Origin of the sequence: Pseudoalteromonas rubra (genome assembly GCF_000238295.3) — a bacterium.
GTDB classification, from domain to species: domain Bacteria; phylum Pseudomonadota; class Gammaproteobacteria; order Enterobacterales; family Alteromonadaceae; genus Pseudoalteromonas; species Pseudoalteromonas rubra.
On sequence record NZ_AHCD03000034.1, the window covers coordinates 322206 to 348414 of the forward strand.

Genomic DNA, 26209 nt, shown 5'->3' on the forward strand with positions numbered 1-26209 from the left:
CCTCCGCTTTATCATCCAATTGGGTGCCCTGGCTAATACCCCATCAAGTCCGGGCACCTGTTTTCCTACCTAACTTATCCCAGTAGACTTAGTGCAGCCTGAGGACGCTGGTTAGCCTGACTTAGGATTGTCTGGCTCGCCTGTTGCAGAATCTGCATTTTAGTCAAGCTTGCAGTTTCCTGAGCAAAGTCAGTATCTTTGATACGTGATTTCGCAGCTGACAGGTTCTCAGAAATGTTTGACTGGTTACGAATCGTTGACTGGAAGCGGTTTTGTACCGCACCTAGCTCTGCACGTTTCTTATCAACAACCGCAATCAGGTTGTCCATACCAGCTAATACTGCCTGCGCATTTGCCTGAGATGATACCGAGATACCTGATTCAGTAAATACGTTAGAGAAAACCTTCGCATCTGCCTCAGTACCAATGTTTGTACTGATGGTTTCTGTTGTCGCACTTAGCGCAACACCGGTTACACCACTTGCAATGCCTGCAATACCAGACAGTGTGAAGCCACCATTTGCCTGCATATCGTTGGTTGTACCGGCAACATTTTGCATGCTGAAGCCGATGGTTTGTACTGCGTCAGCACCAACCTGGAAGTTTGCAGAGTAAGTACCATCCAGAAGGTTCTGACCACCGAAGGTTGTATCTGCTGCCACCCGGTTCACTTCTGAAGACAGTGAGCGGATTTCTTCCTGGATTGCCAAACGGTCTTCGTCTGTGTTTGAACCGTTTGATGCCTGTTGTGCCAGGGTACGAATACGCTGGAACATTGAGGTAACTTCGTCCATCGCACCTTCAGCGGTTTGCGCTAGCGAGATACCGTCATTTGCGTTTCGGTTACCTTGGTTTAAACCGTTGATTTGTGAAGTCAAACGGTCTGAAATTTGTAGACCTGCTGCATCGTCAGCAGCGCTGTTGATACGGAAGCCCGATGATAAACGCTTGAAGGAAACATCCAGCGAGTTGCCTGAATTGTTTAATTGTCTTTGAGCATTCAATGAACTTACGTTAGTATTTACATAAAGTGCCATGGTGATTCTCCCACTATAATCTGAGTGCTTACTCTTTGAGTGCTTACTCTGTAAGTGCCCACTCTCAAACTTCTAAAACTTTCTCTCATAGCCTTCGAGGTTTGTTTTCACTCTCCGGCTTGGTTACTTAAGTTATCGGGCAGTGGGAAAAATACTTTAGAAAATTTTCTAAAAAAATTTCATCCTTTTGTTTTTATTTGAAATTTACTTTCTAAAGCGGCAGAGAATGGGAAATAAATTGCCACCCCAAAATCCCCAGAGAATTCTGATACAGAGCAGCAAAGTATATAAAAGTTAGTAAGTTAGAATCTAAACTGGATAAAAAAGAAGTAAAATGGAAGCGACAGGGATAACTCCCAAAAGCCGCTTCCAGGACGGATTACCTGATGTAGTCGAGTAGAGATAGATTAGACAATCGGCCAAAGGTGGCCTGCGATGCCTGAAGTGCGGTTTCATGTTTGGTCAAATCGGTAATGGCTTCGGCCATATCCAGCTCAACTAGCTCTGCTTTTGCAATTTTGTTGTTAATGTCCAGGTCTGCATTCGCATCTGTAATACGCGTTGCGGTATTGAGCCTGCCTCCCAAACCAGACTGAGTCTGTGAAACGCGGTTTTTTGCGTTATCTATACCAATCATCGAATCAGCCAATACCTGACGATAATCTTTTTCACTGAGTGTCGTGTCATTCAATGCCGTAACCAGGTCATCCAGCATATTGAGCACGTTGTCTTTTTGGGGAGCTTCAAGGTCAAAATCAATCTGCGCAGGGGCATTACCTGTAAAGCTAAACTCCATGCCTTCAACCTCAATGTGATTTTCTTCATAGCTACCGGTTGCTAATACCGTTGCACCTTGCTGCAAGCTATAGGTATTAGGCGTACCCGCCGCAAGTACAAGGCTAAATGTATTCGAGCCGGCAGGGGCTGTTGGATCCGGGTTATAATTGGCTTTATGAAACTCATCAAATGGACCTTGTTTGGTCACATACACATCCGAGCTCACCACGCCCCCCGACACAGTCGCGGTATTAGACGCGACATTTAGTCGCGTTGGTACGCTTTCAAAGACATCGAACCCGTTATCACTGGATTTAATTTCAACGCCTTCTGCAACCTTAATTTTATGCTGTCCCTGATCACCATTGTATTGGTAACGCTGCTGCGTGCTGTTATAGGAATAGGCTTCGGTATTATCCTGATAACCGGAAAAAATATATCGGCCATCTTCCGTTTTCGCATTCATCAAATCGTGCACTGCCGTTTGGATAGCGCTTAGCTCTTCTGATAATGAAGCCCGGTCGACATCAACCAAAGAGCCATTACCAGCCTGAACGGTCAGGGTCAAAGCACGCGTTAATGAATCTTTAATGTTATCCAGCACACCCTCTTGTGTATCCAGACGACCTTTAAGCATGGTCAGATTTTTTGTGTACTGCTCATTGGTCTGGATCCTATCTGTGTACAATAAGGCTCGTGCCATTGCTGAAGGATCATCTGATGCAGTCAGCACGCGTTTTTGCGTATTAACCTGCTGCATCGCTTTATTCACATCTTGCTGACTATCGAGAATTGAGTTCAGATTATTCTGATACATCATATTTTGAGATAAACGCATAATTACCTCGCCGCACTTAATAAGGTTTCAAACACAGTTCTGGCTGCTGTAAGAACTTGTGCCGCTGCTGAGTAAGATTGTTGAAAACGAAGCAAATTTGCTGCTTCTTCGTCTAAATTCACGCCCGCCATAGACTCATACCAGGCTTCAGATTGGGCTGCCAACGCTTCATACGCCGCACCATTGGTTTTGGCCTGATTGGCCACTACACCTATTTCCGTCACTAGACCGGCATACGCTTCATTAAAGGTTTTCAGGTTATCTGCGGTTGCAGTCGTCACCACGTTCTGACGCACCAGCTCCGCGCTTTGTAACTTACTAAGCTCGAGGCCATTACGGTTATCATCAAAGCCGCCAGTATTAAACTCAATGGTGAATGTGTCACCCGTCGCTGGCGTCCCTTCAATATTAAAATCGAAGCCATAGCTGGCATACGCACCACCCGCCTGGGCAAGCAAATTTTCAGCTGGCGGTGTAATGGTAAAAGTATTAGTACCATTGCCATCGACAATCTGATATTCATTGGCGTTTGCCGTTTTAGTCAGAGTAATTGTGCCATTGGTCAAACCCGGTGGTGCCGCTGTAAAGTTGCTCGTAGTAGGATCTGTGTCGGTGACAGAGCCTACAGAGATGTTTGCCGTACTCACATTACTGGCCGCAGTCTCCGTCCGTATTGGTGAAGCCAGTGCTAAACTTTCAGGTCTATCAGTTGCAAGTTGTAAATTCCCCGCAGTTCCCGAGTTAAGCTTAACCAGGAAGCTATCGCCCACATTGGCGGTCCCTGTCAGGTTCATTTGCAAACCAAACATGTCGACACCTGCCGCAACGGAGTTTGAATCTATCACCCCACCAATCACGTTTGCCGTTACAGGCGTTCCCTGAACATTGCCCTTACTGTCTACCGCTGCAATTTCGACGGTGTTTGCTGCGGTATAAGTGACTCTGAAATCCGTCGCCGGGACTTCTTTTCCTTTACCGGGCTCAACCGTAGCCGTTAACTGTGCGGTACTGGTATTGCTTTCATACGGGTATCCGCCAACCGTTGGTAGCGTGAATATGTTCCCGCCAAGATTACCATCTAGGTCCATACCCAATTGGTTTTGTTGGTTAAAAGCATCAGCAAGCGATAGTCCAATTTGACCGAGCTGCGTCTGTGCTGGCACCAGTATGTCATCACGAAATGCCATCAGGCCGCCAATCTTCCCTCTGAGACTGACATGATCCACCTCTAACGCCACAGCAGCACCATCAGTGACATCCAACGTCAGTGTTTTATGGTTCGGATCGGGGTCGCCATCCATTGAGAAGAGATTAAAACTGCCATTTTCCATGACCAGAGACTGCCCGGAGCCAAGAAAAACGAGTTTTTCACCATTCCTGCCATCCAGGGTTTCGATATCTACCAATTCAGCCAGATCTCTGATGGCCTGATCTCGTTGATTAAGCAAGGAGCTGCCACTGCCATCGCTGTTATTACCATTGAGCGCCGCAACTTGGGTGTTCATGTCACTGATCTTCTGGATCAGGTTATTAGCCTCATCAGAATAAATCGACAGTTGCTCATTTACGATATTGCTCTGATCAAACACGATACCGGATAACCGGTCCATCTGATCTATTAAATTCTGGGCATCCGTCAAAAACAGGGAGCGCGCAACCGTTGAAGAAGGCAAGTTCATCGCTTCTTGCATATTATTAAACAACGAGTTGATGCTCTGATTCAGGTTATTAGACTCTTCACCAAACAAGGTATCAACCCGGGTGGCTTCCGTCACAAACTGTTCGTAATAAGCCTCACTCGAAAGATCCCGGTTAAGCTGCTTCTGAGCAAACTCATTAAGCAAGCGCACGGTTTCGCCACGTCCCACCTGGTTGTTGACCATAGTGGTGTGTTCAGTTCGCTCACGGACATAGCCTTTGGTATTCAGGTTTGCGATGTTTTTACTGGTCGTCTGGAGTAATTCAGAGCTGGCCCTGACCCCGGAAGTACCAATATTCATAAGATTAAATGACATCTTAATTTACTCCCTGATGCACTGACGCTGACAACATGGACTGAAATTCTCCTCTGTCCAACACACGTTTAATTTTTTCTGCATAATCTGGATCGGTTGCATACCCTGCCTGTTGTAGGGCATCCAGGTACTGGTCCGGATTGTCTGTCTTAGTTAAGGCCTCTTGATAACGAGGATTGGACTGCAGGAAATCGACATAATCATTGATGCTATCTTTCAGCGAATCATACGCTCTGAAGTTCGCTTGCTTTTTCACTGGCAAACCTTGCTCAAACTCCAGCGTCATTTTACTGGCACTGTCGCCCTGCCAGCGCTTATCGGCTTTTATGTTAAACAGGTTTAAACTGCTTTCACCGTCCTGGCGGGCAATGATGTGCTTGCCCCAGCCTGTTTCCAGTGCAGCCTGAGCAACCATCACAGCTGGATTCAAACCAATCTTGGCAGCTGCTGACTTAGCATGCTCCCAGAGCTGACTAACAAATGACTCAGGATCATCGAATTGCACCTCTTTGGATGCACTTTCGGCCACTTCAGGCTGTTGCTCTGCTTTGCGCTGTCCGGCTTCACCATTCGCTATTCGATCGCTTTGCAGCTCCGCGCCGGTACGCAGTACAGAGCTGGGCATATACCCATCCCGATTAGGCGACAATTGCTGCACAATCAGATCAGCAAGACCCAGACTCCCCTCGCTGGAGAGTTGCATAGACATCTGCTGATCATGCATGTCACGATAAAATTTGACGCTGCTGGAATTAAACGGACTATCTTTATCCTCCAGAACTTCATTGGCCTTTCGCATGCTGGACAGCATCATCTGAGTGAAAATTGACTCGAACTGCTGAGCCGCTTTGCGCAACGCTTCTTCAGAGGCATTGGCGTCTCCGGTACTTTTTAGTGCGTCCTGTCTTAACGAGTTCAGATCAGTTAAGTCATAGAAACTTTGGTTGCGAGTCGGATCAGTATTCATTGCTCGAAATCACATCAATATACATAACCAATTACAATGCAATTATTGAGCCAAAAAAAAGCCCCGTAAAATGGGGCTAACTAATTGATTATAAAAGAAGCATTAAATGACGACTAATTGACCATGTATTGCACCGGCTTCTTTCAATGCCTCCAGTATCGCCATCAAATCGCCAGGGGCTGCACCCACAGCATTGATTGCTCGGACCAAATCGTCCAGGCTCGAGCCGGGGTCAAATACAAACGCCCGCGAATCGTCCTGGTCAACATCGACAATGCTTTGACGCGTCACTACGGTTTCACCTTCTGTCAAAGGCTGCGGCTGAGACACATTCATTTGTTCAGCAATGGTCACCGTCAATCCACCATGCGTAATCGCAGCTGGCTGCAGTTTCACTTCTTTGCCAATAACAATGGTACCTGTGCGTGAGTTGACGATAATCTTGGCTGAAGTATCTGCCGGCGTGAACTCCAGGTTCTCCAGAGTCGACAGGTAAGCAACACGCTGAGAGGGGTCGCGAGGTGCAATGACTCGTACAGAAGCAGCATCCATAGCGTGCGCACTTTGTGGGCCAACCAGATCATTAATAGTATCGGCCAAACGCTTAGCGGTTGTAAAATCGGGCCGATTTAGGTTAAAAGTAATGTGATCTCCCTGAGTGAATGGGCTTCTGACTGCGCGTTCAACTGTGCCACCATTTGGAATACGACCAACCGTCGGTGTGTTAATGACGACCCGGCTGCCGTCTAGCCCCTCGGCACCCAAGCCACCGACAATCATGCTGCCCTGAGCAATCGCATACACATTGCCATCCACACCTTTTAGGAAAGTTTGTAGTAAAGTTCCGCCACGCAAACTGCCCGCACTACCAATAGATGACACAGTGACGTCAATAGTTTGACCAGGCTTCACAAAAGCTGGTAACTCTGCATGAACAGCCACTGCTGCCACATTCTTAATTTTCGGCTTAAGGTTTGCAGGCATGGTAATACCAAAGCTGTTTAACATGCCCTTGAAGCTTTGCTCTGTAAAGCGAGTTTGCTCCCCTGTACCGGGTAAGCCCACTACCAGACCATAACCAACCAATTGGTTTGAACGAACTCCCTCAACCATGGTCACGTCTTTGATACGCTCTGCTTGCGCAAACTGGCTGCCGATAAGTGCCATAGTTAGCACGAGCACATTAAGTAATTTCATAGTTTGCTTCCTCAAAATGGCATAATGGCGCTCATAAAGAACTTAGTCAGCCAACCTGCACTCTGCACTTCCTGCGTATCGCCTTTACCTGAGTATTGAATACGTGCATTGGCAATACGATTTGACTCTACCGTATTATCAGCATTCACATCCTGCGGTCTGACAAGCCCTTCGAGACGAATAAACTCTTCTCCAGTATTCAGTGTCAGCCATTTTTCACCTCGGATCACCAGATTACCATTTGGCAGAACCCGCATCACGTTGACTGAGATGTTACCAATCAGGCTGTTCGACTGGTTAGCCTGCGCATCGCCCTGGAATGAAGAATTAGAACCTGCATCCAACTGAATACTTTTGTTCCCCCAGTTGACTGCCGCGCCGCCTAATCCCAGTATAGGGTCGATTTCCACTTCACTGTCTTTATCCAGCTTAGAATTGGCCGCTTTTGAAGCTTGAGTCGACTCTCGTAGCACTACCGTAATGATATCTCCGGTGCGAAGCGCCTTTTTATCTGAGTACAGATCGTTGGCATAAGCGTTGAACAGCGATCCTGTTGGCACGACTGGCGCCGCTTCTGCTTCCGGATACATGGGCGCGTAGTAAGGATCGTCCCGCTTAACATCTTTATTTTGCGTTGTTGTACAGCCACTGAGTGCTATACAGCCTGCCGCTAACAGGCCAAGTGTACGTAACTTGTCCATACTACCCCCAATCTTTTAAAGCTGCTGATTAATGTAACTAAGCATCTCATCAACTGACTTAATTACTTTCGAGTTCATCTCGTAAACCCGCTGTGTTTCAATCAGATTGACCAGCTCTTCGGTGACATTAACATTTGAAGTTTCCAACGCCCCCTGAACAATAGAACCAAGTCCTTCAACACCCGGATTTCCCTGCACTGGCGCACCGCTGACGGCAGTTTCGGTGTAAAGGTTCTGACCAATTGGTTCAAGACCAGACGGGTTAATAAAATCGCTTATGACCAGCTGACCGATTACTGTATTGGCTGCTTCCCCCTGGATACTGACAGAAACCTCACCATCCTGAGAGATAGTGATGGAATTTGCATTATCCGGAACGTTCATTTCAGGTTGCACCGGAAAGCCTGCGCCAGAGGTAACAATTCGCCCCTCTTCATCAGTGGTAAACTGGCCATTTCGCGTGTACGCAATGGTGCCGTCAGGCATCTGAATTTCGAAGAATCCCGGTCCCTGAACCATCCAGTCCAGCGAGTTCTCTGTGCTCAGCATATTGCCTTGCGAAAAGTTTTTCTGGTTTGCTACCACCTTGGCACCCGCACCCAGCATCAAGCCCGATGGGAGCTCGGTATCCTGAGAAGAACGGCCGCCTGGTTGGTTAATATTTTGATAGAGTAAGTCTTCAAATATTGCGCGGCTTTTCTTGTAGCCAACGGTACTGGCATTCGCCAGGTTATTTGAAATCACCGAAATATCAGTTTGCTGGGCATCTAGGCCGGTTTTACTGATCCATAATGCTGGGTTCATAATCTATACCTCACTCTCTTAAACGATACGCAGGAGCGAAGTGTGTCGCTCGTCAATTTCTTCAGCTGTTTTCATCAGCTTCATCTGCATTTCAAACTGGCGCTGAAGATTTACCATGTCTACCATTTCGTGAACCGGGTTCACGTTAGACATTTCTAAATAGCCACTCATGACTTTGGCGGTAGGAGAAATTTCACAAAATCCACATACACCGTCTTCGAGCAACTCCTCTTTTGGTCTGAACAAACCATCATTGCCTTTTTCAAGTTTGCTATTGTCTGCGCTAATAATTTTTAACCGGTCGACCACTTCTAAAAAGTTGGCTGGTGCTCCCTGAGGACGCACCTGAATCGAGCCATCATCACTGAACACAACTTTTTCTACTGGCAGTGGCAATATGATGGGCCCACCTTCGCCAATAATTTGACGACCATGGCTGGTAACCAATGCCCCGTCTGCGGTGATGTTCAGTGTGCCAACTTTCGTATAAGCCTCATCTCCTGCAGCGTCTACAACGCTTATCCAGGATTTCTCATCTACCGCAATATCCAGGTCCCGACCAGTTTCAGTAATGGCCCCACCTGTCATCATGGTGCCCGGGCGCTCCTGCATCGCAAACACTCGGGTCGGTAGCCCTTCGCCAAATGCCTGCATTGAACGAGCCTGAGCAAAATCAGCCTTAAACCCGGTAGTATTGGCGTTAGCCAGGTTATTTGCCTTCAGCCCGACACCAACCAGGTTTTGTTTGGCGCCTGACATAGCGACATACAGCATTTTATCCATGGGAACGACCTAAAAATTGTTCAATCTATACTGAATAAAGCAATATAGATGCCAAGATGATCGTCAAGAAAATGAAAAGGCCGCTAAATGCGGCCTTAAGAGGTGATTGGATTTGATTATCGGATCTGCAGGATATTCTGCTGAAGTGTTGAGTTGACTTCCAGTGCCCGCGAGTTCGCCTGGAAGTTTCGCTGTGCACTGATCAGGTCTACCAGCTCGTTTGTTAAGTTAACATTGGACTGCTCCAATGCTGAGGAGTTGATTGAACCCAATGTTCCGGAACCAGGCTCCCCCGCAATAGGCTCACCTGATGTTAAACTCTTTTTCCATCCAGTATTACCCACTTGCTGCAAGCCCTGCGAGTTAGAGAAACGTACCATAGCAACCTGACCCAAATACGTGGAGTCACCATTACTATATGACGCAACAATCTTACCATCAGTGCCGATGTCAATCCCCGCCAGTCGGCCCGTTGTGGCACCATCCTGTTCAAGCGCTTTAACCTCAAAACGGCTAGCGAACTGAGTAGGCAGTTTGTTTGAGGTGTTTGCCTCGTCACGCCAGTTCATTTCCACGTTACTTGGGAATGTTGCGCCGTTTGTTAACAGGTTTGATAAACCAGCACCTGCGCCCGCTGGGATTGCAAACGAGTTAAAGGTTGTGCCAGTGTTAGCCACCTGAGGGTCACCTGTCGTGGCCGGCAAACCATTTTGGTCAAATTGGAACTCAGTGATTGGCTCAAGTGGTGCACCAGAGGCACCTGAGGTATTAAACTGTGTCCCATCCAGTGTTGCATACACCTGCCACTCATTGGGGTTGGTAGCTGGATCTTCTTTTACAAAGTAAAGTTGCAAAATATGAGGCTCACCCAAACTATCGTAAATTGTCGTTGAAGTTGAACTGTTATAAGTTGCACTCTCTGTTGGGTCGAATGCCAGCGTAGGTGCCGAGGCACGTGAATCCAGGTTGAAAGATGAGTACACACTGGTGGTTGCGCGTGGCGAACCAGATGCATCAGGAATTTGCAGTGCTGATGATGTACTCAAACTGATTGAAGTCGTATCACCAGTACTTGGGTCAACAGGGAAGCCCTGTAAAAAATTACCCTGTGCATCAACGATGAAATTGTCTTTATTGAGTTTAAAGGCACCTGCACGGGAGTAAGTGAAGTCCTGAGCGCCCAACTCTTCACTCATCGCAAAGTAACCTTCACCCGTAATCGCCAGGTCCAGCGAGTTCTGAGTAAAGTTCAGAGACCCCTGGTGAAACTGCTGCGCAACCATAGTGGTTTGCACACCATCACCATTTTTTGTCTTACCAGCGCTAAAAACGGAAGATGCATACACAGATGCAAATTCAGCACGCGATTCCTTAAAGCCCGTCGTATTAACGTTAGCGATATTATTAGCTGTGGTATCCAGGTCTTTCTGAGCCGCAGCTAAACCAGTTAATGCAATATTGAAACTCATACTCTCACCTCTTGCGATTAAGGTTAAATCTTTTTAATTAGGCTAATTCCGCGACGTCAGTAAGCCGCACGGCACCCGCTTTAGTGTTGATAACGATGCCGCTTGCACCATTGACATTGACGCTTTCAATGTTTCTGAACGTCGCTGTAGGCAAGGCGGTAAACTTACCATTTACGGAACCCTCAGCCTTTATTGTGTAATCTCCGGGCGGTAACACATCACCATCGGTGTTTTTACCATCCCAATCAAAGCGAACTGCACCAGCATTTTGATCTTTGAGATCTATGGTTCTAACCAGCTCGTTTTTGTCGTTAAGGATACTGACCGTCAGTTGCTCTACTGGCTCGGTCACAATGATCGAACCACGCGACTGCATGTCCGGGCCGTGCTCAATTGTGTCTGATTCCAGTAGCGCTTTCTTACCGATCAAAGTCGACGCCTGCAAAGCAGAATTCGAGGTCATAGAATCAGCCAATGATTCAAACTTCGTGTTTAGGTCAGAAATACCCTCAGCCATGGTGAAGTTTGTCATTTGTGCAATCATCTGATCATTATCAGCCGGCTTACTCGGGTCCTGATAAGATAACTGCTGAGTCAATAACGCAAAGAAATCCTCCTGCTTCAACTCGTCATTCTTTTCTGTCGGAACCTGTTTGTCAGGCCAACGCAATGAATCGACATAGGTCGAGGTTGCTGAATTGACTTCGTTACTCATTGGCTATACTCCCACTTAGCGCTGACCAAGTTGCAAGGTTTTGCTAAGCATCTGCTTAGCGGCATCCGCTACCTGAACATTCGTTTGGTACGAACGCGATGCAGAGATCATGTTTGTCATCTCTTCAACCACATTCACATTTGGCTTATAGATGTACCCGTCTTTGTCAGCACTTGGATGGTTGGGGTTGTACTCAACCTGCAGTGGTTTATCGCTTTCTACGATCCCCAGTACTTTCACTCCAACCGAAGACCCCATGGTATTCGGGTGAGCTGCCGCAGCCTTGTTTAACTCGGCAGCGAAAACTGGGTGCCTAGCTCTATACACCTTATCCTGACTAGAACTGACGCTGTTTGCATTGGAAATATTACTGGCGGTCGTGTTCAAACGGACGTTCTGGGCGCTCATGCCTGAACCCGCTATATCAAAAACATTATATAAACTCATGATTAGCCACCTTGACCACTCAGGGCTTTCTTCAGCCCTTTAAATTTACCAGATAAAAAATTCAAACTAGCTTGGTACTCTAATGCATTTTGTACATACAAGTTTCGTTCCACTTGTATATCCACAGAGTTACCATCACCTGTATCTGCTTGATTTGGCGTACGATATTGTTCAATACCATTGTTTAACTGAGTCCCACCACTAAGATGCTTCTCATTGGTTCTGACCATCTTATTGCCGCTTAGCTGTGCCGATTTTGCCGCTTTAAAAGCCTGGCCAAAGTCGATATCCTTAGCTTTATATCCAGGGGTATCTGCATTGGCTATATTACTTGCTAAAATTTCAGCACGCTGAGAGCGGATCAGCATAGTGTGAGGATGAACCCCCAACGCTTTATCAAAACTAATTGCCATAACCCGACTCCAAAAAATTGACTTGATGAGATAAAAGCAAGAATGAGGCCAATATTTGAGTGGCGGAAAATTGCCGCATTGCCGATACAACCAGTACACGATATCTAGTAAGAGACTAAACCACAGCGCTGGCTAATTTCTTTATATTAATCATATAGTTTTAAATCTACTTTAGAGCCAAACCTAAAGGGTAAAACCGGCTACAGCTCTACGATATATGATACCGTAAGAGAAAGTTGTGGGATTTGCGGTTGAGGAAAGTACAACCTTTGAACGCCAGAAACCAGACATTACGCTGAATACCAACAAGCAGTATCAGATGTTTTTTTCACCTCTATCTAAGCTCAACAGTCCAGGCGATAATGAGACCCAAGTTGGCTCATTAAGTAGTGAGCTAGAAGGTTCATTTACACTTTAAACCGGCCAGAGATACGAATTATTGCATCTTCTCATTTTATAAAACGACGTACTCTTGCCGCCCCTCAATGTTTTTAACCAATAAGCCTCAGGGGTACAGAGAGCTTATAATGACGATTTCGTTGCCAAATAGCAGCTCACGCAGCTAGAAACCAGCGAAGGCCCATAGAGTGCGACTCTGTAATACCAATTTGCTGAATTAAGTGTTCTATTTTGAGGCGAGAAAATAGAGTTGATAACACCGCTCCTGTGTCCTGCTAGCGCTGAAACACCTACATCCATGTAGACGAGGCAAAAATTTGTGAACCTATGTCTAAGGTATAAGGTTCTAAATGAGAAATTTTTGACGCCGTTAGCGTCATATTTACTCTTTTAAATAGAACAAGTATTAAGTGAAATTGGTATAAGATAGCGCCTGGGGTTGTATCGCATATGTGAAGAGTGCTCGATATTGCCAGCCTTGCTCATAGTGAAATTCAGGTGTATTGATAAAAAGCATTGCCAAAAGTGAAAACCACCTGTACATTTTTTAAACACGCCACTAACTATACTTTGCAAGGAAAAACAATGAAGCTGAAACTTAATAAAAAGCAGGTCAAAAGTTTATCTGCAGACTTAAAAACAGTACCAGAACTTGTAACACCTCAGATCTGTGGTGCTTTGCCGCCTCCTAGTCATTTCTGTGACAGTAAGAATTGCACCCCCACTTCTATGCTTCCATGCATGACTTACTACTGTATTTAACTGCTCGCTACCATTAGAGACTCAGAAACAGCCTCAGGCAAAACGCGCACAAGTGTTGCGAATTCAACCGCGTGGATTGAATGACCCAGCACTTGAGTGATTGCCAGGTCGACGTGTCATTCATATCCACCGTTTGGCCTGTCAGCAGTTCCCGCATCAAGTGTAGGATGAAGATAGTGTGGACTGCGAAATTGGAAAGTTGTTGCGGTCTCTTCAGAAAAAGCTCATCCCATAGGATCAGCCTACAACCCTTTTCAGTGGTCTTATCAGGTCTATTCAGCCTACAACCCTTTTCAGTGGTCTTATCAGGTCTATTCAGCCTAGCACTAACTCCTTCGCTAACCAGCAGCCACTGCGTCGTCATCCCGCACTCGATGCAGGATCTTGTTAAACCCCTTTCTCAGTGTTGCCTGATGATCCAATGTACGAAAACTAACTACGGTATTGTGCGAAAACTCCGGGAATATCCGAGACGTTACGGGATTGAGTGGGACAATATATTAAAAACGTTTTCATTATTTGAAAATCAGCGGCGGTCATAATTTCTCGCCGCTTTTGCCTTAATATGGCTAGTTTATTGTTGGTACTGTCTGGGCTTTTAGAGCTTCAGGATGGTTTTGATAGGCCTGTTGAGTTTCCAGGGCTGCGTCAATTAAATGTTGAAGTGCAACGTTCACATCATCAAAGGATTCACACCTACATTGATTTAAGTAACCGGCTATGGATTCTGGTGCAATTGCAGCCATGGCTTTTTCTTTAGCTACTTTATTCATACATCCCCCATTGATCGCTTGGCCCTTGGCCTTTGCTACTGTCGAACAGGTCTCCCTGAACTTCGTCTTTCTTCAGCTTATCCATAGTGCGTACAATCTCGTATACCCACTGGACCGAATAACCATATTTCTTTGCCAGTTCTACGTGGTTGTCTCCAGTAAATTCGCTCCAGATTCTGTTGTGCTTTAAAATCGTGTCCAGAGATATGCCCTTGCACACATAAACGTTCTCGCCACCAAATGTGTGGCGCACCCGGTCTACGGCTTCGCGGCCTATCTCTCCAGCCTTCTCCGGACCAACAACATCAGCAACACCACGAGTAACGACCTCAAAAATAGCCAGTAGCATACCTATACCGCGTTCACTGCCTTTGCCGAACTGTTCAGCCATTGGTTGCCTCCTCATAGCGGCCCAGCATCACGCCAATAAAGGCAAGCGCGGCTTCGAGCTGCTCAACATTGCACTTGCTAAAACTGCCGTGACCATAAACTGTGCTTTGAGCCTCGTATTGTTCCTGGTCGCTCAGTGGCAACGCGCGTAGATCTGGCACCAGGTCTTTCAGCTCACTACTCATTTCACGTTGATACCAACCTTTAAGCTGCTCAATAAGAGTGTGTAGCATGGTTGGCTGGAGCCACTCCAGGCGCTCAACCGCTACGCCCTTATTCAACCGCTTTGCTTGCGATATACTCCAGTTCAACAGTGCCTGTTCTGATCCGTCTCTCAGATAGCCACGGCTTTTCATGGCAATCCAGGTCTGGCGCAACTTATCGAGTGGCGTTTTTTGATCCTTATCGCGGGTAATCGGAGAATTGCGCCCCTTACCGGCACGCTTTTTAGTTATCACCTTAAAGCCTTTGCTTTTCATGTAATCCAGAACGGTGTTCAGCTCACCAACATGCATTTTTGAGCAGCTGTCTTTACCGGTGCAATACACCAGGATTTCACGGTAAAAGCCGTCATCCCATTGCAGCTTGCCTTTGCCCACGTGGATTAACTGGATCAGCCTTGATTTACTCAGTTTCATAACGCCTCCTATAACGACTTACTTACCAGCGGGATCTGTATCCACCCGCCCTGGGCATTTCGCTCGTAAAAGCGAACATAAGTCTTAGTGCTCGATAAAATGATTGCATCGTCAAGAGCTCGCATTGCGGCGCTCCAGTCGTCACTGTCACTGGCCATACGGTACTTGCGTAGTGCCATTATTCGGGCTTTGTTATAGTTGCCCTCGCTGTTCGTTGAAAACGCATCCTGTGTTACTTGCTGCAATAAAGTATCGTCGCCCAATGTAGCTAGCTTTTCGTTTATCACACGATCAATCAGCTCCTTTGCTACATTAATTTCAGGCCCAAAAGTGATCTGGTCAGCCACACCTACTTCAACTTTTCGGCGGGTGTCATAGCTAGTAAGTGTTACATTACCTTTCACACCACCCAGCTCTGTGTTGTAGTTTGCAGCCAGCTCAGCAATAAAAGTGTTTACGTCTTTGAACACACGACTTTTGAATTCACCATGTAACTCAGACAACGCTTTCGCTTCAGCAATAAAACTATCCACCAGATCGTTTTTCAGCACATCCTGTTCAGGGACCTTATCCATCGGCACTTCAAACCCTCTGGCATTAAGCAAAAATGTTCGTTCTTCTTTATTAGGGGTTACTTCACTCATGGTTATTCCTTACATCTGATCTTAGAACTTGTTCGCGCTGGCCAAACACGTTTTGCCACTGGTCAACCTGCACATCATGGTGCTTGGCCAGTAGCTGTTGCATCTGGTTGTCATCGCTCAATACGGTCTGAGCCTCTACCTTGGGGAGCGTAACCGTGTGGGTAAATGTGACCATTGCCACACCTGTGATCTGTACTTGTACATGCTCCATAACTACACCTTATGAACCAGTTTTTCGGTGATCTTGCTCTCACCAATTTGCGCCGCCAGGTTCATCACCTTAGCTGTCCAGGTATTAATACTGAGCGGATATGACCGGTCTAAATCGGTATCGTCCAGGGCTATTCCCTGGCGAACCCGTGCATGGCATTTACCACGTAAAGCGCTGATCGCATCTTCCGTAAACACTGCATCGGCATCTAATCCCACTCGGGCAAACTTGTGACGCAAATAAGCTGGCACATGTACACCCAGCGGCTGCATTTGGATCTGGTTACAGCGCCAGGTAAATTCGCGCACATTCTGCCCGGATAGCTTCTTGCGTAATTCCGACTGGCCAATCAGTACAATGCCCATTACGCGGCGAAACCCATGGGTCAGCTCCCAGATACGCTTAAGCAACTTAATTACATCGGCACTCAGGTCGTGCGCTTCATCTATCACCATCAGGTGCAAGTGGCCGTTGTTAGAGCTTTCAATTAATGCGTCCTCAATTGCAGCGTCCCGCTCTTCAGCACTGGGACGGTGCTTTATTTGTAACGCGCGGCAAATAGCAGTTGAGATGGATTCAGCGGTAATTTTTCGCCGGTCCAGCCTGGCTGGCTGGATCAGAATGACATCCGGGTGGTCTTGCTGGATCTGATGAATAAAACGGCGGCGAATAATCGTCTTACCGCTGCCACACTCACCACACAACGCGATCATGCTGCCTGCACTGGCCGCACTGAGCATGTCTTCCAGTATCACGCGGTGCGACTCCACTAAAAACACATCCTCTTCACTGTTAATCTCATTTTCAAACGGGTCTCTGCGCATTTTAAAAAACTGTTTGGCTGCAACGGTTAACATTTCTGGCTCCGGTTCTTCATAGTCAACTTCAGGGTTTTGCGGTTTGGGCTCGTACCAGGTAAACAGCTCAGTTAGCTGCTCCGGATTGGCTCCTGCATCTCGCAAAATGTCAGTGATTGCAGCCTCAATGGCTGCCTTATCGCATGTTTTTGGCCATTCAGCCTGCGTAGTTACACGGCTTAAACTGGCTTTACTAAAACTGTGTCCTCTTTCTTTTATTTGTTTCACTATGTGGGCTTGCTTAACTCCCAGTACTTCAATCACATGGCTAAGCTTTGTAATTCTCAAATCACTATCTCGCTATCTTCAGCACCGGCGCTTGTGCTACGCCCAGTTGCAGTTGTTCCACTACGTTATTAACTTCCGATTCAACAACACTCTTGGTAGCCAGCCAGTCAATCTCGGCTGGTCGTAACTGACGGCCCAGTCGGCTGGCAACCGCAATTCGCAAATCTATTTCGTCAATGACCCGTCCTTTATTCTTGGGAGCCTCCGCTATCTGAGCAGCAACCGCGCTATCTGGAGTAATGGATTCACCTGTTGGCGTGATCCGGGTTTCATGCACCACTTCTTTCAAGTAGGAGTGCGCATTCAACTGACCATCAAACGGCACAGCCTTATCCTTTTTGGCTTTCTGTATTTGCTCGTCATTCATACCAGGATAGGCAAGGCGATCAGCATCTTTTGTTGCTGTTTCGGTTGGGGTGTCTACATGCTGGTCGTAGTTTTCACCAATAACAGGGGCGTCCATTCGAAAGCCCACGGCATCAAACTCAACGGGCTCAATCTGGTGATAAACAGTTTCGTCCAGTGGTGTTTTAATACCCACGAGTAAATCCGGTGAGTTGCCCACAATGATCGGGCTAACTTCCACGGTGATCCCGTTACTGATGTACTCAACTTCACTCAAGTCATAGGTCATCTGGCACTTAGTAACCGGATGGCGATAAGTCACCGTTAAATCACCTTTAACCTTGCGGGTTTCGGTGTCTTTGGTAAGCAACAAGCGGCATGTCTGCTCGCCTGGCAACGCGCGCAGCCTGTGGCGATACTCCGGCTGATAGATCATCAGCCATACATCAAGGCGGGAGCGCTTGTGCCGGGAGTGCAGGCAGTTTTGGCCCTTAATTTTGTTGGCATTAAATGCACGCTGCCATGCCAACACGCTTTCATTAAGCTCCTCGACACTGTTAACAGGCTCCAGTAAAATACGGCTTTCAAACTGGGTTTCCACCAGGTCATTGCCATTTTCCACCGAGCCTTTGGCACGCGGACTGCCTGCTTTGTGCTCTATCGGGGTTACTTTCAACGCTTTCAGTACATTCTTGATAGCGCCAGAGGTATTCGCACTGCCTTTGTCCCACAGCAGTTGCTCACACGGCCCCATAATTTCCGAGTTATCTTGCTGCCGCCAGCACCACATCAAAAAATCAAATAGATTAGCCTGGTTCTCGCCTGCGGCTTCATAGTATTTAACCCTTACAGCACCGCTAAAATGGTCTGTCATTACGTAACGCCATACGCGCAGGTGCTTAATTTTTTCTATGTTTTCAGGCTTGTTTGCATAAAAGTCGCCATCATTCATAAACTTTTGCCGTACACCTTTGCGCCGCCCTGGCGGGTAGTACAACAAACAGTATGAGGGGTCCACCTGGTGCACATGGTTTGGGCCCAGGCTGCGTAATTGCTTGTGTGGCTTGGCTTTATCCAGCTGTTTTATACTGGCCTGGCGCTTAGCCAGTACCCGGCTTATCTGGCTAGGGCTCAGGCAGTCGTAGCCATTCTCAGCCAAAATGCTGGCTGCCACGGGCACGTTCATTACTCGCTTGCCATTTTCACGAACCGACAAATTCAGTATCGACACCATCAAATCAATGGCTTCTTTACTCATGGCCGTTGTACCAGCATCCCGCCGCTTGGCTTTACCGCTGTCAAACCCCGCTTTTTTCAATCGCCGGTATAATGCGTCCTTGCTAACAGCCAGTGCACCACAGGCCTCCTTCAAAATATCGCCTTTTTGCCCGTGTCTGGCGTTCTTCAGCTTCTCGCCCCAATACACTATGGTTAAGTCACTCATACCAGCACCTCTTCGGCACCGTCAAAGCCCAGTTCCTGCAACCATTCACCACTGGGTTTTACTTCGTCCAGGTGGCCCAGGCTGCTCTGTAACTGGTTCCAAACATGCGCCAATTCCTGCAACAGCTGCTTGGTGTCTGAGTAAAACGCCGACGTCGCCACATGCCGGGTTTGCTCGTCCAGCTCCATAGTTTCTAGCTGCTCATTCAATACAAGCAACTGGCTAAACCCTTCCAGGATCTGCGTATTCGCCTTAGCATTTACTTCAAAAAAGTCTTTAACATCGCCTTTCCATTTTTCAGGCGAAAACTTTCTCTGGTGCAGCAGCTCCTTTAATTGCTGGTTCTCCCTCACATTTTCATTATTCAATTTGCGGTTTGCATCCAGCATCAAATCATTTGCCAGCACTTCCTGGCGCAAATCATCTACCTCTTTTTGATGCTTGGCTTTGAGGTCATCAATCAGCTGCTTAACAGCATCTTTATCACCCGCTTCAACGGCTTCAGACTCAATCACTAGCGCCTGGTCGTCTTCAGGCAACTGGCGCAAGACGCGTAAGTCGTTGTAGCCCAATTTCATGTTTTGGGCAGCTTCAAAAAACTCTTCCCCAAACTGCTGAAGGTTTACAAGTCGCCGATCTATATTCTGGCAATCAGTATTCAGAATATGTTTGCAGCACTCTTCCCAAGTCGTCACTGTGACGACTTTTCCATTTTCATCATGGTACGTTAAGCCCTTGTAACTCTTGGAATCTTTAATTTGCTGTACTATCTTCAATTCCGTCACGGTGACGAGTTTTCCGATAAAATTAAATGCCTGGATCTGGCCCAGTTGCAGCAAAGCGTCCTGCTTAGACGCCAGAATTTCTTTGCCTTCAATCAGGGCTTTTTCCTGTTCGGGTGTAATGTGTGTATCTGTCATCGTTATTACCCCAGTACTCTGTAATTAATCGCTTCTTGCTGTAGCTCACGCAGTGCGTTAGTAAAATTGTGATCTACCGTATTACTAAGCTGTACCAGCGCCTTACTAAGCCGCCAGCGTTTATCATTTTTTGGCAGCCGCTCGGCAAACCCGGCCTTTACCAGGTTGGCCAGTATTCGCGTTACATCAGCGTTGCTGGTCTCCAGCGCCGCTGCCAATTGCTTTGGCTCTATACCCTCAACTTCATTGCCAGCCATCAGGGTCAGCGCCTTTAATGTACGCTGCACCTGGGGCGAGATATATTGGTCACTCATACTGCTTTCCTGGGTCCCCAGCGCTTAACTGGCTGATGAAATGCTGCAACACACTCAGGGCACACCACATCGAGATCAAAATGCTCGCTGCGTACATGTCGCCAGCCAACGTAGGTGGCAGCTTGCTGCCACATTTTGGCCGTTGCACCGCTCTGGCACGCGTGTTCATAACTGCGGCAGCACTGGCAGTAAATCAGCGGGCGTGAATCCATGACATCTATGTGTGCAATGTCTACGGGGGTTGTTAGTAAACTCATGATCTGTACTCCTGAACAGCGGCGCTTGCGGCCATGGCTTTTAGCTGGTCCATCGTCATTAAGTGCACGGTTTTTGGCCCCTGCGGCGTAGCCTGCTTACCCAGCCAGGCAATGGATTTTTGACTGCGATGCTGGTTTTTAGGCAGATCGGTGTCTTTGAGTGTCATCATTTGGCTCCGTTAATTCAGTAGGTCGAGGGATTGCTGTGGTTCGTCGAGCTGTTCAGCTTCGAGCTTGTGATAGGCCAGATCCTGCATCAGCAGCACAATCTGTTCAGCAACATGCTGCGCGTTGCCATTGCCTGCTTCCAGCTGCATCGTCATACCGATCACCTGGTTAGCAAACTGGTTTAGATGGCTCAGCGTTGGCATGCTGGGCTTTTTACCCTTGGGCATATCAACCACCAGCTTATCCAGACTGTGTGCCATGTACTGCAATGGGTATTCACGCCCAGTTGCGGCCATATAGGGGATCAACAAACTGGCAGGCATATCGCCATTACCCAGATACTTGTACAACATATCGGGGCTTACACCGGTTCTGTCTGCAATGCGTGGTACGCTCATATTCCGTGTAGCCTGCGCGTGCTCCTTACACAGCTGCAAGGCTTCCGGCAAACTGCGCGCTACAACCCGGCTCCATTGGCGGCGTTTAGGCTTAGTCATAATCGCCTCCATTTTGCAATGCTGTAGCAGGGGTTTTGCCGTTCCAAAAATTCAGTTTTTTTGGAACTTCACTTTGTCCCACCTGGCTGGCTAGTATTTGATCATCGCCAGTACAGAGGATCAAACCATGCAAACCAGCTTTTATAACCATCAGTTTAATAACTTGCTTGAGTGGCTGTGTGTAGACGACAAACCGGTTCAATATATTAAACCTGTGAGCGCACGGGCATTGCGAACTCTGCTCCTGGCGCTTGGCCAGTACAGGCATATTGAACGTCGGGTGTATGTAAACAGGCTCTACCAACAACAAAACGCGGCTTTGTTGGCGCTGATAGCTTTGTGCTATGTAAAACGTGATCAGCTTCATTGTGTGGCTCCTGTAAGGTCGGTAACTCAGTTACTGATTAGTTGGTTACTCAGCCCTTACGAGGCCAGTAGCTGTTGAACGGCCTGCACCTGATCCTGACGGCGGTGCTTACGGGGAGAAACATAGTGCGGACAATCAGAAAATACTTCTCCGACGGGCTTGCCCAGAACTTTGGCTATTGCCTCTGCAATGCGCAAAGACTGGGTTTGACGACTGATCACGCCAGAGACGGCTGTGAGCGAAACACCAATGGCTTCAGCCATAACACTAAGCGAATAGCCCTTTTTAGAGAGCGCTTGCTTAATTTGATCTGCGCTCATAGGTTTAATTTCATGTGCTTTCATAGTACATTACCGTTTTGGTTGACCCTTACATTGTGATTTTGGCGAATCGTTGGAATGTAGGGGTTTGGTTTAAGTTGAGATAAGTATAGGTTTAATTTATTAAACCTGTCAAACTTTATCGGTTTAATAAATTGAACTATTTAAAACTCGAACGAGAGCGATTGGGTCTTAGTCAGCGCGAAGTGTATGATTTTATACACGCGTCTAAAGGCACTTATATTCGTTGGGAAAGTGGGAAATCAATTCCATCAGATAAGCTCGCAGAGCTTGCTGGACTTGGCTTTGATATTAGCTATGTAGTTACAGGAAAAAGAGGAAGCTCAGAAAATACTGGCGTTTCCACTGAGGATCTTGAGAAAGCAATTACTACGTTTTTGTTCAATACTGGTGAGTTGGGTCTATTAACGAAGTCGGATTCAGTTGAAGTTGAAGCTTTAGTCAATATGGCTATGTTTACAATTTCAAAGGTATCAAATATTGAACTAGACGACATCAAAAGTGAGCCGTCCGATCAGTCTAATGCTTCTTAGTATAGTGAAGTAAATCTACAACGTTATGCTGTGAGCCATTGCATTTTCTTGCAGCAATACCTTCAGCCAAAAACAAATTGAAACGCTCGTTCCATTCCATCAGAGCTTCATACTTTAGTGTTACATCTGAAATACTCTCAATAGATTCTCTTTCTCGGATAAAATCGTTCAATTGACTCCGATTCTCTGAATTGTTCTCCCGAGGTTCAAATGCAACCCTGTCAGCACCTCTCAATACAGAAGCTTTGAGTAGCAAGATACTGATCCAGGCAACGAGAAACGATAAATATAATATACTCCCCATTACGAAGCCTCGCCTCTTCTAGCTACTGTATTTCGGACATGTTTATATAGAGCTTTGCACAGCGGAAGTGTAAGTATGAGAGTTATAACTACATTCCCTGTATTTATAGCGATTTGATAAGCACTTTCAAAGATACGTGTTTGCATCACTACAGCATCAAAATAGTAGACGATTTGTACCAAACCTAAGAAAGCATAGGCGATCATCACGCTCATGGCTTCAAACTCTACTTTTGCCTTCAACTGCACATGAAATGCGTAGATAAGTGTAATACTTATGGCATCTATTGTTGCCCAGCTTCCAAACCAAAAAATGAATCCTGCTTCCTTGGATAAGGCAAACAAATAACTTTCGATTCTGAGGTTTATGAATTGGGTAATTAACCAAGTCACGGCTGTAATATAGTAAGACCTGGAACCAAGCCTTTTACTAAACATTAAGATTGGTGCCACGAGCGATAGGCACCAGATCCATGTGTTTATGTTATGTAATTCATCAACATAATTGGCAAACATCAAAATACCACCAGAGTACTAACCACCGGAACTACCTAAATCAGTGACTTTGATTGCTCTTCTGTAAGGCTTGGTAGGGTCATTACCGCTTCCATTTCCTCCTGAAATCCGAGCAGCTTCAAATTCACATAGAAGGTTTTTACCTCTGTCATCACTATTTGTATAACGCGAGGTTTGTTTAACTTTGCTTGCTTGGGTGGGATCCCCACCTCGGTCACCTCCCCCCGTCACAGCACCATAAACACTACCGAGCAACTTCGAAGGAATTGCTTTGTAAGATAACGTTCTTAATTTCATGTATTTACTCCTTTTGAAAAAGTAAACACAGCTTAGCAGGAATGAAAGCAATGACTTTTAAACTGGTTTAAGAATCATTAAAAAATAAATGGGAGGCAACTCGCAAATCCCTGGCTGCTAGTGCTGGCTACAATTCCATTAACCTAAAGGTAACATAAACCTTTTTCTAAAGTATACCCTCAACGTTAACTTTTTAGGTAAATTTATTGAGTATTTCTGAGATGTTACTAGGTTTTTAAATGCTCTTTTTATTAACCAATCAAACTGCTAGAGCGTAGTTCTAAAACCTGATTTGTTAACAACTTGATGACTTATAAATATTTTTGAGTTATCTAAAGAACTTGCTATGATATTTTTCATAGCAAAATCCCCCCTGATTTTGACTTAGTTAAAATAAGCAAGGACATGCTTCTCCTCTTTATCAACGAAGCTGCTCCAACGAGACTCTCAACAGGTACTACATGGCAATAAAACACGTAATAATTCACGTAGTAAAACGTGATAAAGATGGCGAAAGGCTAACCAAGCAACTTCGAGATCATGAAAACAACACCGACGGGCTTACAAAGCAACTTACTGATGGATTACTGGAGTTATTTTCTAACGCGCACCTCAACATAGGCGAATTTGGCGTAGATGGAGATAACAATGCAACTCCTGTATTTGAGCAGAAATTGCGTGACTTCTACGATGACGATTGCAATTGTAGCAATTTTGTAGATTTGACGCAGGCACTTGCAAATCGTTATGAAGCTATTATTGTTGGTGACCAGCTTCATTCTGTTAAAGGTGGTTATCTGATTTTTTATCAGTACGAAAGGAATCATGATGATTGGTTAGGTGTGGCAGTGGTTAAAAAAACCGAAGGCATAGACGTATCAGTCGACCTTGATGTAGTAGCAAGTGAAATACTGGAACTCAATAAGCTACACCTTGGTGCAGCTATCAACCTGACACAATGGAAAGACGCTCTAACCTCTAGATATATAAGATTTAAAACAGGTCGAGCGACAGAGCTTAGGGAATATTTCGAAAAGTTTATAGGTTGTCAACGCGATAAAGAAGCAGCGAAAAGAGAAACCAAACAACTAAAAAAGGCTATTCAAGACTTTGCCAAAAATACTTGCGGCATGAATGATGATGTTGCTTCTCAAAAAGTGACGCAGGCACATGATTACGTAAAGGAAAGACAGAAAGCAGGTGAACCAGTGAAACTTAGCCATGTTTCTAACCACGTATTCCCTGATAGAGCTGATGAATTTGCGCAGCAAGCTAGGCAGGAATATGACCTTCCTGAAGATTTGGCTATCGACTCAACAGAGCTAAAACGGTATAAAAAGCTCTCTGGTTCTGGAAAAGGTATTTCCATCAGCTTTGATAGAGAAAAGCTAAATACCGTTGTAAAATATGATTTAGAGCGGAAGCAGCTAACTTTCAATGAGATCCCTAACTCATTACGTGAAGCAATTGAAAAAGAGCTTTTAGAAGAAAATAACGTAGAAGACTAATGCAACCACACATTACCGAGGTTTATGCCAGGGTGTTTTCAGCACTCAAAGATAGAAAAGCAAGCCATGACGAATTTACAGGCTTTCTTTCTATTACTCCTGAGCTGGAAAAAGACCTTGTGTTTCTTTGTGATGAAGGCATAACCTCGGGCTCTTATGATTTCACCAAAGATGGTAAGCCTAGAGGAAGCGCTAACTTAGGCACGCTAATACCCGCCAACTTTCAAGACTGTGTGTTTGAAGTCGAACTGTCTAAGACTTATATTAAACCGGATTCAGTTGTTTGTGCTAGCTGGTCTGATTTACTAAAAGATGAAACGAAGGTAAAAAAACCAGTAAAGCATATTTTTTTCACAGATTCATCTATTTTACTGTCACCCGGTAGTACGGATGCACAATACATAAATTACCTGAAACTTAGTGAAGCGTACAAATTTATAAAAGAACTGGCCGAATCAACAGAGGGGGGAGACAAGACGATTTTTTATGAGCGCCCTCTTAGTTTCGAATTTACTCTCACAGAATCAGATCTTACTCACCCGATCGACCTTGATGCGCTAGAAAAGCTCATGAAGAAAGATTTGCACCAAGAGGCGATTGCTTGCTTGATATGTAAAGAGCTAGTCAGCTTTTTAAAGGACATCGATATAAAGCAAAGATTTAGCTATCTAATCCAGCACATGAGCTCCTTGGTTTCTAATGTTCTTTTAAGCTATCAAAGTTACGTGGAAAGCTACACGTTTGACAAGGTAAGGAAGGAGTACCTTGAAAAAAAGACAGAATACATCAGCGACATTCATGAAGTTTTCAATACTATGGCTACCAAATTGCTATCACTCCCAGCTGGTATTTGGTTTGCAACAACCCAAATAAATCAAATGCCAACAGGTGGGCTTGAAAGTATGCCATTTGCAAAAAATCTAACGGTCCTTATCACTGTTGCTTTACTTGTAATTTTGTTGGTTGTTAGCCTGATTGATCAGTTCGAAGTCTTAAAAGTTCATAAATCGGAGTATTCTGAGGTATTTGATGAACTTAAAGGTAGCTTTGAAGAGGAGGCCACAAAAATTCAAGAAGCCAAAGATAGAATTGATAGTGCATATACCAAAGTCTGCATAAAACTTGGTTTCGCGATATTTGCAGCACTCGTTTTATTTGGCCTCACCCTGTTTCTATTCTGTAAAGCCTACGCGTAGAATTTATTAATCTAGTTTAAAATACATCCAACTAGCCTCGGGGCACTCTGTCACAAACACCTTGTTTGCCGGAGTGCA

General features: G+C 45.8%; 31 protein-coding genes. 3 read left to right on the plus strand and 28 right to left on the minus strand.

Features of this window, described 5'->3' with window-relative positions; all coding sequences use genetic code 11:
* Positions 1 to 74 precede the first annotated feature (74 nt).
* The 26 genes from PRUB_RS10745 to PRUB_RS10870 all read right to left on the minus strand — a co-directional run bounded on the left by PRUB_RS10745 (position 75) and on the right by PRUB_RS10870 (position 21781).
* Positions 75 to 1037: a flagellin N-terminal helical domain-containing protein gene (locus PRUB_RS10745; RefSeq protein WP_010385616.1), complete on the minus strand. Its 963-nt coding sequence runs from the start codon at positions 1035 to 1037 to the stop codon at positions 75 to 77.
* 379 nt (positions 1038 to 1416) lie between these two features.
* A complete protein-coding gene (gene flgL, locus PRUB_RS10750; RefSeq protein WP_010385614.1) occupies positions 1417 to 2652 on the minus strand; it encodes a flagellar hook-associated protein FlgL in 1236 nt (411 codons plus the stop codon).
* A gap of 2 nt (positions 2653 to 2654) precedes the next feature.
* Complete coding sequence (gene flgK, locus PRUB_RS10755; RefSeq protein WP_010385612.1) at positions 2655 to 4667, minus strand: flagellar hook-associated protein FlgK; 2013 nt, start codon at positions 4665 to 4667, stop codon at positions 2655 to 2657.
* A gap of 1 nt (position 4668) precedes the next feature.
* Positions 4669 to 5634, minus strand: a complete 966-nt coding sequence (gene flgJ, locus PRUB_RS10760) for a flagellar assembly peptidoglycan hydrolase FlgJ (RefSeq protein ID WP_010385610.1) — start codon at positions 5632 to 5634, stop codon at positions 4669 to 4671.
* A gap of 102 nt (positions 5635 to 5736) precedes the next feature.
* Positions 5737 to 6831, minus strand: coding sequence for a flagellar basal body P-ring protein FlgI (locus PRUB_RS10765; RefSeq protein WP_010385608.1), 1095 nt, complete (start codon positions 6829 to 6831; stop codon positions 5737 to 5739).
* A gap of 11 nt (positions 6832 to 6842) precedes the next feature.
* Entirely contained in the window at positions 6843 to 7532 is a 690-nt protein-coding gene (gene flgH, locus PRUB_RS10770; RefSeq protein ID WP_010385607.1) for a flagellar basal body L-ring protein FlgH, read from the minus strand.
* Positions 7533 to 7547: 15 nt separating this feature from the next.
* Complete coding sequence (gene flgG, locus PRUB_RS10775) at positions 7548 to 8336, minus strand: flagellar basal-body rod protein FlgG (protein WP_010385605.1); 789 nt, start codon at positions 8334 to 8336, stop codon at positions 7548 to 7550.
* An 18-nt stretch (positions 8337 to 8354) separates the two neighbouring features.
* On the minus strand, positions 8355 to 9119 hold the full coding sequence (locus tag PRUB_RS10780) for a flagellar basal body rod protein FlgF (RefSeq protein ID WP_010385603.1): 765 nt from the start codon (positions 9117 to 9119) through the stop codon (positions 8355 to 8357).
* A gap of 116 nt (positions 9120 to 9235) precedes the next feature.
* Positions 9236 to 10588 (minus strand): flagellar hook protein FlgE, encoded by a 1353-nt coding sequence (gene flgE / locus PRUB_RS10785; protein ID WP_021032942.1) that lies wholly within the window; start codon positions 10586 to 10588, stop codon positions 9236 to 9238.
* Between the two features lie 37 nt (positions 10589 to 10625).
* The gene (locus PRUB_RS10790) at positions 10626 to 11303 is read right to left on the minus strand and encodes a flagellar hook assembly protein FlgD (RefSeq protein ID WP_010385599.1); all 678 of its coding nucleotides are present in this window, start codon (positions 11301 to 11303) and stop codon (positions 10626 to 10628) included.
* Between the two features lie 15 nt (positions 11304 to 11318).
* On the minus strand, positions 11319 to 11750 hold the full coding sequence (gene flgC, locus PRUB_RS10795; protein ID WP_010385597.1) for a flagellar basal body rod protein FlgC: 432 nt from the start codon (positions 11748 to 11750) through the stop codon (positions 11319 to 11321).
* Positions 11751 to 11752: 2 nt separating this feature from the next.
* The gene (gene flgB / locus PRUB_RS10800; RefSeq protein ID WP_010385596.1) at positions 11753 to 12163 is read right to left on the minus strand and encodes a flagellar basal body rod protein FlgB; all 411 of its coding nucleotides are present in this window, start codon (positions 12161 to 12163) and stop codon (positions 11753 to 11755) included.
* Positions 12164 to 13893: 1730 nt separating this feature from the next.
* Entirely contained in the window at positions 13894 to 14097 is a 204-nt protein-coding gene (locus PRUB_RS10805; RefSeq protein WP_010385594.1) for a hypothetical protein, read from the minus strand.
* Positions 14090 to 14488 (minus strand): Mor transcription activator family protein, encoded by a 399-nt coding sequence (locus PRUB_RS10810; RefSeq protein WP_010385593.1) that lies wholly within the window; start codon positions 14486 to 14488, stop codon positions 14090 to 14092. Before PRUB_RS10810 ends, PRUB_RS10805 begins: the two co-directional genes overlap by 8 nt.
* Positions 14481 to 15125, minus strand: a complete 645-nt coding sequence (locus tag PRUB_RS10815) for a gp16 family protein (protein WP_010385592.1) — start codon at positions 15123 to 15125, stop codon at positions 14481 to 14483. The genes PRUB_RS10810 and PRUB_RS10815 overlap by 8 nt, the downstream gene beginning before the upstream one ends.
* Before the next feature lie 8 nt (positions 15126 to 15133).
* Positions 15134 to 15769 carry a DUF3164 family protein gene (locus tag PRUB_RS10820; RefSeq protein ID WP_010385591.1) on the minus strand — a complete coding sequence of 212 codons (636 nt, stop codon included), beginning with the start codon at positions 15767 to 15769 and terminating at the stop codon, positions 15134 to 15136.
* Positions 15762 to 15980: a hypothetical protein gene (locus PRUB_RS10825; protein WP_010385590.1), complete on the minus strand. Its 219-nt coding sequence runs from the start codon at positions 15978 to 15980 to the stop codon at positions 15762 to 15764. The genes PRUB_RS10820 and PRUB_RS10825 overlap by 8 nt, the downstream gene beginning before the upstream one ends.
* A gap of 2 nt (positions 15981 to 15982) precedes the next feature.
* Complete coding sequence (locus tag PRUB_RS10830; protein WP_155946422.1) at positions 15983 to 17125, minus strand: ExeA family protein; 1143 nt, start codon at positions 17123 to 17125, stop codon at positions 15983 to 15985.
* Between the two features lie 4 nt (positions 17126 to 17129).
* On the minus strand, positions 17130 to 18914 hold the full coding sequence (locus tag PRUB_RS10835) for a DDE-type integrase/transposase/recombinase (RefSeq protein ID WP_010385586.1): 1785 nt from the start codon (positions 18912 to 18914) through the stop codon (positions 17130 to 17132).
* Entirely contained in the window at positions 18911 to 19834 is a 924-nt protein-coding gene (locus PRUB_RS10840) for a hypothetical protein (protein WP_010385584.1), read from the minus strand. Before PRUB_RS10840 ends, PRUB_RS10835 begins: the two co-directional genes overlap by 4 nt.
* Before the next feature lie 5 nt (positions 19835 to 19839).
* Positions 19840 to 20148, minus strand: a complete 309-nt coding sequence (locus PRUB_RS10845) for a MarR family transcriptional regulator (RefSeq protein WP_010385582.1) — start codon at positions 20146 to 20148, stop codon at positions 19840 to 19842.
* Positions 20145 to 20405: a hypothetical protein gene (locus tag PRUB_RS10850; protein WP_010385580.1), complete on the minus strand. Its 261-nt coding sequence runs from the start codon at positions 20403 to 20405 to the stop codon at positions 20145 to 20147. Before PRUB_RS10850 ends, PRUB_RS10845 begins: the two co-directional genes overlap by 4 nt.
* Positions 20402 to 20575 (minus strand): hypothetical protein, encoded by a 174-nt coding sequence (locus tag PRUB_RS10855; protein ID WP_155946423.1) that lies wholly within the window; start codon positions 20573 to 20575, stop codon positions 20402 to 20404. The genes PRUB_RS10850 and PRUB_RS10855 overlap by 4 nt, the downstream gene beginning before the upstream one ends.
* A 9-nt stretch (positions 20576 to 20584) precedes the next feature.
* On the minus strand, positions 20585 to 21070 hold the full coding sequence (locus PRUB_RS10860; RefSeq protein ID WP_010385578.1) for a hypothetical protein: 486 nt from the start codon (positions 21068 to 21070) through the stop codon (positions 20585 to 20587).
* Positions 21063 to 21437, minus strand: a complete 375-nt coding sequence (locus tag PRUB_RS10865) for a hypothetical protein (protein ID WP_010385576.1) — start codon at positions 21435 to 21437, stop codon at positions 21063 to 21065. The genes PRUB_RS10860 and PRUB_RS10865 overlap by 8 nt, the downstream gene beginning before the upstream one ends.
* 56 nt (positions 21438 to 21493) lie before the next feature.
* Positions 21494 to 21781 carry a helix-turn-helix domain-containing protein gene (locus tag PRUB_RS10870; protein WP_010385574.1) on the minus strand — a complete coding sequence of 96 codons (288 nt, stop codon included), beginning with the start codon at positions 21779 to 21781 and terminating at the stop codon, positions 21494 to 21496.
* A 131-nt stretch (positions 21782 to 21912) separates the two neighbouring features.
* Between PRUB_RS10870 and PRUB_RS10875 the strand changes: the two genes are divergently transcribed.
* Positions 21913 to 22311, plus strand: a complete 399-nt coding sequence (locus PRUB_RS10875; protein WP_081694385.1) for a helix-turn-helix domain-containing protein — start codon at positions 21913 to 21915, stop codon at positions 22309 to 22311.
* Positions 22312 to 22614: 303 nt separating this feature from the next.
* Here PRUB_RS10875 and PRUB_RS10880 read toward each other — a convergent pair whose 3' ends face one another.
* Positions 22615 to 23067: a hypothetical protein gene (locus tag PRUB_RS10880; protein ID WP_242065238.1), complete on the minus strand. Its 453-nt coding sequence runs from the start codon at positions 23065 to 23067 to the stop codon at positions 22615 to 22617.
* Positions 23068 to 23148: 81 nt separating this feature from the next.
* Positions 23149 to 23427, minus strand: coding sequence for a hypothetical protein (locus PRUB_RS10885; protein WP_155946425.1), 279 nt, complete (start codon positions 23425 to 23427; stop codon positions 23149 to 23151).
* A gap of 461 nt (positions 23428 to 23888) precedes the next feature.
* On the opposite strand from PRUB_RS10885, the gene PRUB_RS10890 reads away from it, so the two are divergent.
* Positions 23889 to 24935, plus strand: coding sequence for a nucleoid-associated protein (locus PRUB_RS10890; RefSeq protein ID WP_010385568.1), 1047 nt, complete (start codon positions 23889 to 23891; stop codon positions 24933 to 24935).
* Positions 24935 to 26131 carry a hypothetical protein gene (locus tag PRUB_RS10895; RefSeq protein WP_010385567.1) on the plus strand — a complete coding sequence of 399 codons (1197 nt, stop codon included), beginning with the start codon at positions 24935 to 24937 and terminating at the stop codon, positions 26129 to 26131. The genes PRUB_RS10890 and PRUB_RS10895 overlap by 1 nt, the downstream gene beginning before the upstream one ends.
* Positions 26132 to 26209 lie beyond the last annotated feature (78 nt).

Coding starts and splice junctions, on each gene's coding strand:
- PRUB_RS10825 (WP_010385590.1), bottom strand. CDS start 15,980: ATGGAGCATGTACAAGTACAGATCACAGGTGTGGCAATGGTCACATTT.
- PRUB_RS10845 (WP_010385582.1), bottom strand. CDS start 20,148: ATGAGTGACCAATATATCTCGCCCCAGGTGCAGCGTACATTAAAGGCG.
- PRUB_RS10810 (WP_010385593.1), bottom strand. CDS start 14,488: ATGGCTGAACAGTTCGGCAAAGGCAGTGAACGCGGTATAGGTATGCTA.
- flgB (WP_010385596.1), bottom strand. CDS start 12,163: ATGGCAATTAGTTTTGATAAAGCGTTGGGGGTTCATCCTCACACTATG.
- PRUB_RS10865 (WP_010385576.1), bottom strand. CDS start 21,437: ATGAAGCTGATCACGTTTTACATAGCACAAAGCTATCAGCGCCAACAA.
- flgE (WP_021032942.1), bottom strand. CDS start 10,588: ATGAGTTTCAATATTGCATTAACTGGTTTAGCTGCGGCTCAGAAAGAC.
- PRUB_RS10895 (WP_010385567.1), top strand. CDS start 24,935: ATGCAACCACACATTACCGAGGTTTATGCCAGGGTGTTTTCAGCACTC.
- flgH (WP_010385607.1), bottom strand. CDS start 7,532: ATGGACAAGTTACGTACACTTGGCCTGTTAGCGGCAGGCTGTATAGCA.
- PRUB_RS10885 (WP_155946425.1), bottom strand. CDS start 23,427: ATGAAATTAAGAACGTTATCTTACAAAGCAATTCCTTCGAAGTTGCTC.
- PRUB_RS10890 (WP_010385568.1), top strand. CDS start 23,889: ATGGCAATAAAACACGTAATAATTCACGTAGTAAAACGTGATAAAGAT.
- PRUB_RS10745 (WP_010385616.1), bottom strand. CDS start 1,037: ATGGCACTTTATGTAAATACTAACGTAAGTTCATTGAATGCTCAAAGA.
- flgC (WP_010385597.1), bottom strand. CDS start 11,750: ATGAGTTTATATAATGTTTTTGATATAGCGGGTTCAGGCATGAGCGCC.
- PRUB_RS10835 (WP_010385586.1), bottom strand. CDS start 18,914: ATGAGTGACTTAACCATAGTGTATTGGGGCGAGAAGCTGAAGAACGCC.
- PRUB_RS10790 (WP_010385599.1), bottom strand. CDS start 11,303: ATGAGTAACGAAGTCAATTCAGCAACCTCGACCTATGTCGATTCATTG.
- flgL (WP_010385614.1), bottom strand. CDS start 2,652: ATGCGTTTATCTCAAAATATGATGTATCAGAATAATCTGAACTCAATT.
- PRUB_RS10860 (WP_010385578.1), bottom strand. CDS start 21,070: ATGACTAAGCCTAAACGCCGCCAATGGAGCCGGGTTGTAGCGCGCAGT.
- PRUB_RS10805 (WP_010385594.1), bottom strand. CDS start 14,097: ATGAATAAAGTAGCTAAAGAAAAAGCCATGGCTGCAATTGCACCAGAA.
- PRUB_RS10820 (WP_010385591.1), bottom strand. CDS start 15,769: ATGAGTGAAGTAACCCCTAATAAAGAAGAACGAACATTTTTGCTTAAT.
- PRUB_RS10870 (WP_010385574.1), bottom strand. CDS start 21,781: ATGAAAGCACATGAAATTAAACCTATGAGCGCAGATCAAATTAAGCAA.
- PRUB_RS10850 (WP_010385580.1), bottom strand. CDS start 20,405: ATGAGTTTACTAACAACCCCCGTAGACATTGCACACATAGATGTCATG.
- PRUB_RS10765 (WP_010385608.1), bottom strand. CDS start 6,831: ATGAAATTACTTAATGTGCTCGTGCTAACTATGGCACTTATCGGCAGC.
- PRUB_RS10780 (WP_010385603.1), bottom strand. CDS start 9,119: ATGGATAAAATGCTGTATGTCGCTATGTCAGGCGCCAAACAAAACCTG.
- PRUB_RS10815 (WP_010385592.1), bottom strand. CDS start 15,125: ATGAAACTGAGTAAATCAAGGCTGATCCAGTTAATCCACGTGGGCAAA.
- flgG (WP_010385605.1), bottom strand. CDS start 8,336: ATGAACCCAGCATTATGGATCAGTAAAACCGGCCTAGATGCCCAGCAA.
- flgK (WP_010385612.1), bottom strand. CDS start 4,667: ATGTCATTTAATCTTATGAATATTGGTACTTCCGGGGTCAGGGCCAGC.
- flgJ (WP_010385610.1), bottom strand. CDS start 5,634: ATGAATACTGATCCGACTCGCAACCAAAGTTTCTATGACTTAACTGAT.
- PRUB_RS10855 (WP_155946423.1), bottom strand. CDS start 20,575: ATGATGACACTCAAAGACACCGATCTGCCTAAAAACCAGCATCGCAGT.
- PRUB_RS10840 (WP_010385584.1), bottom strand. CDS start 19,834: ATGACAGATACACACATTACACCCGAACAGGAAAAAGCCCTGATTGAA.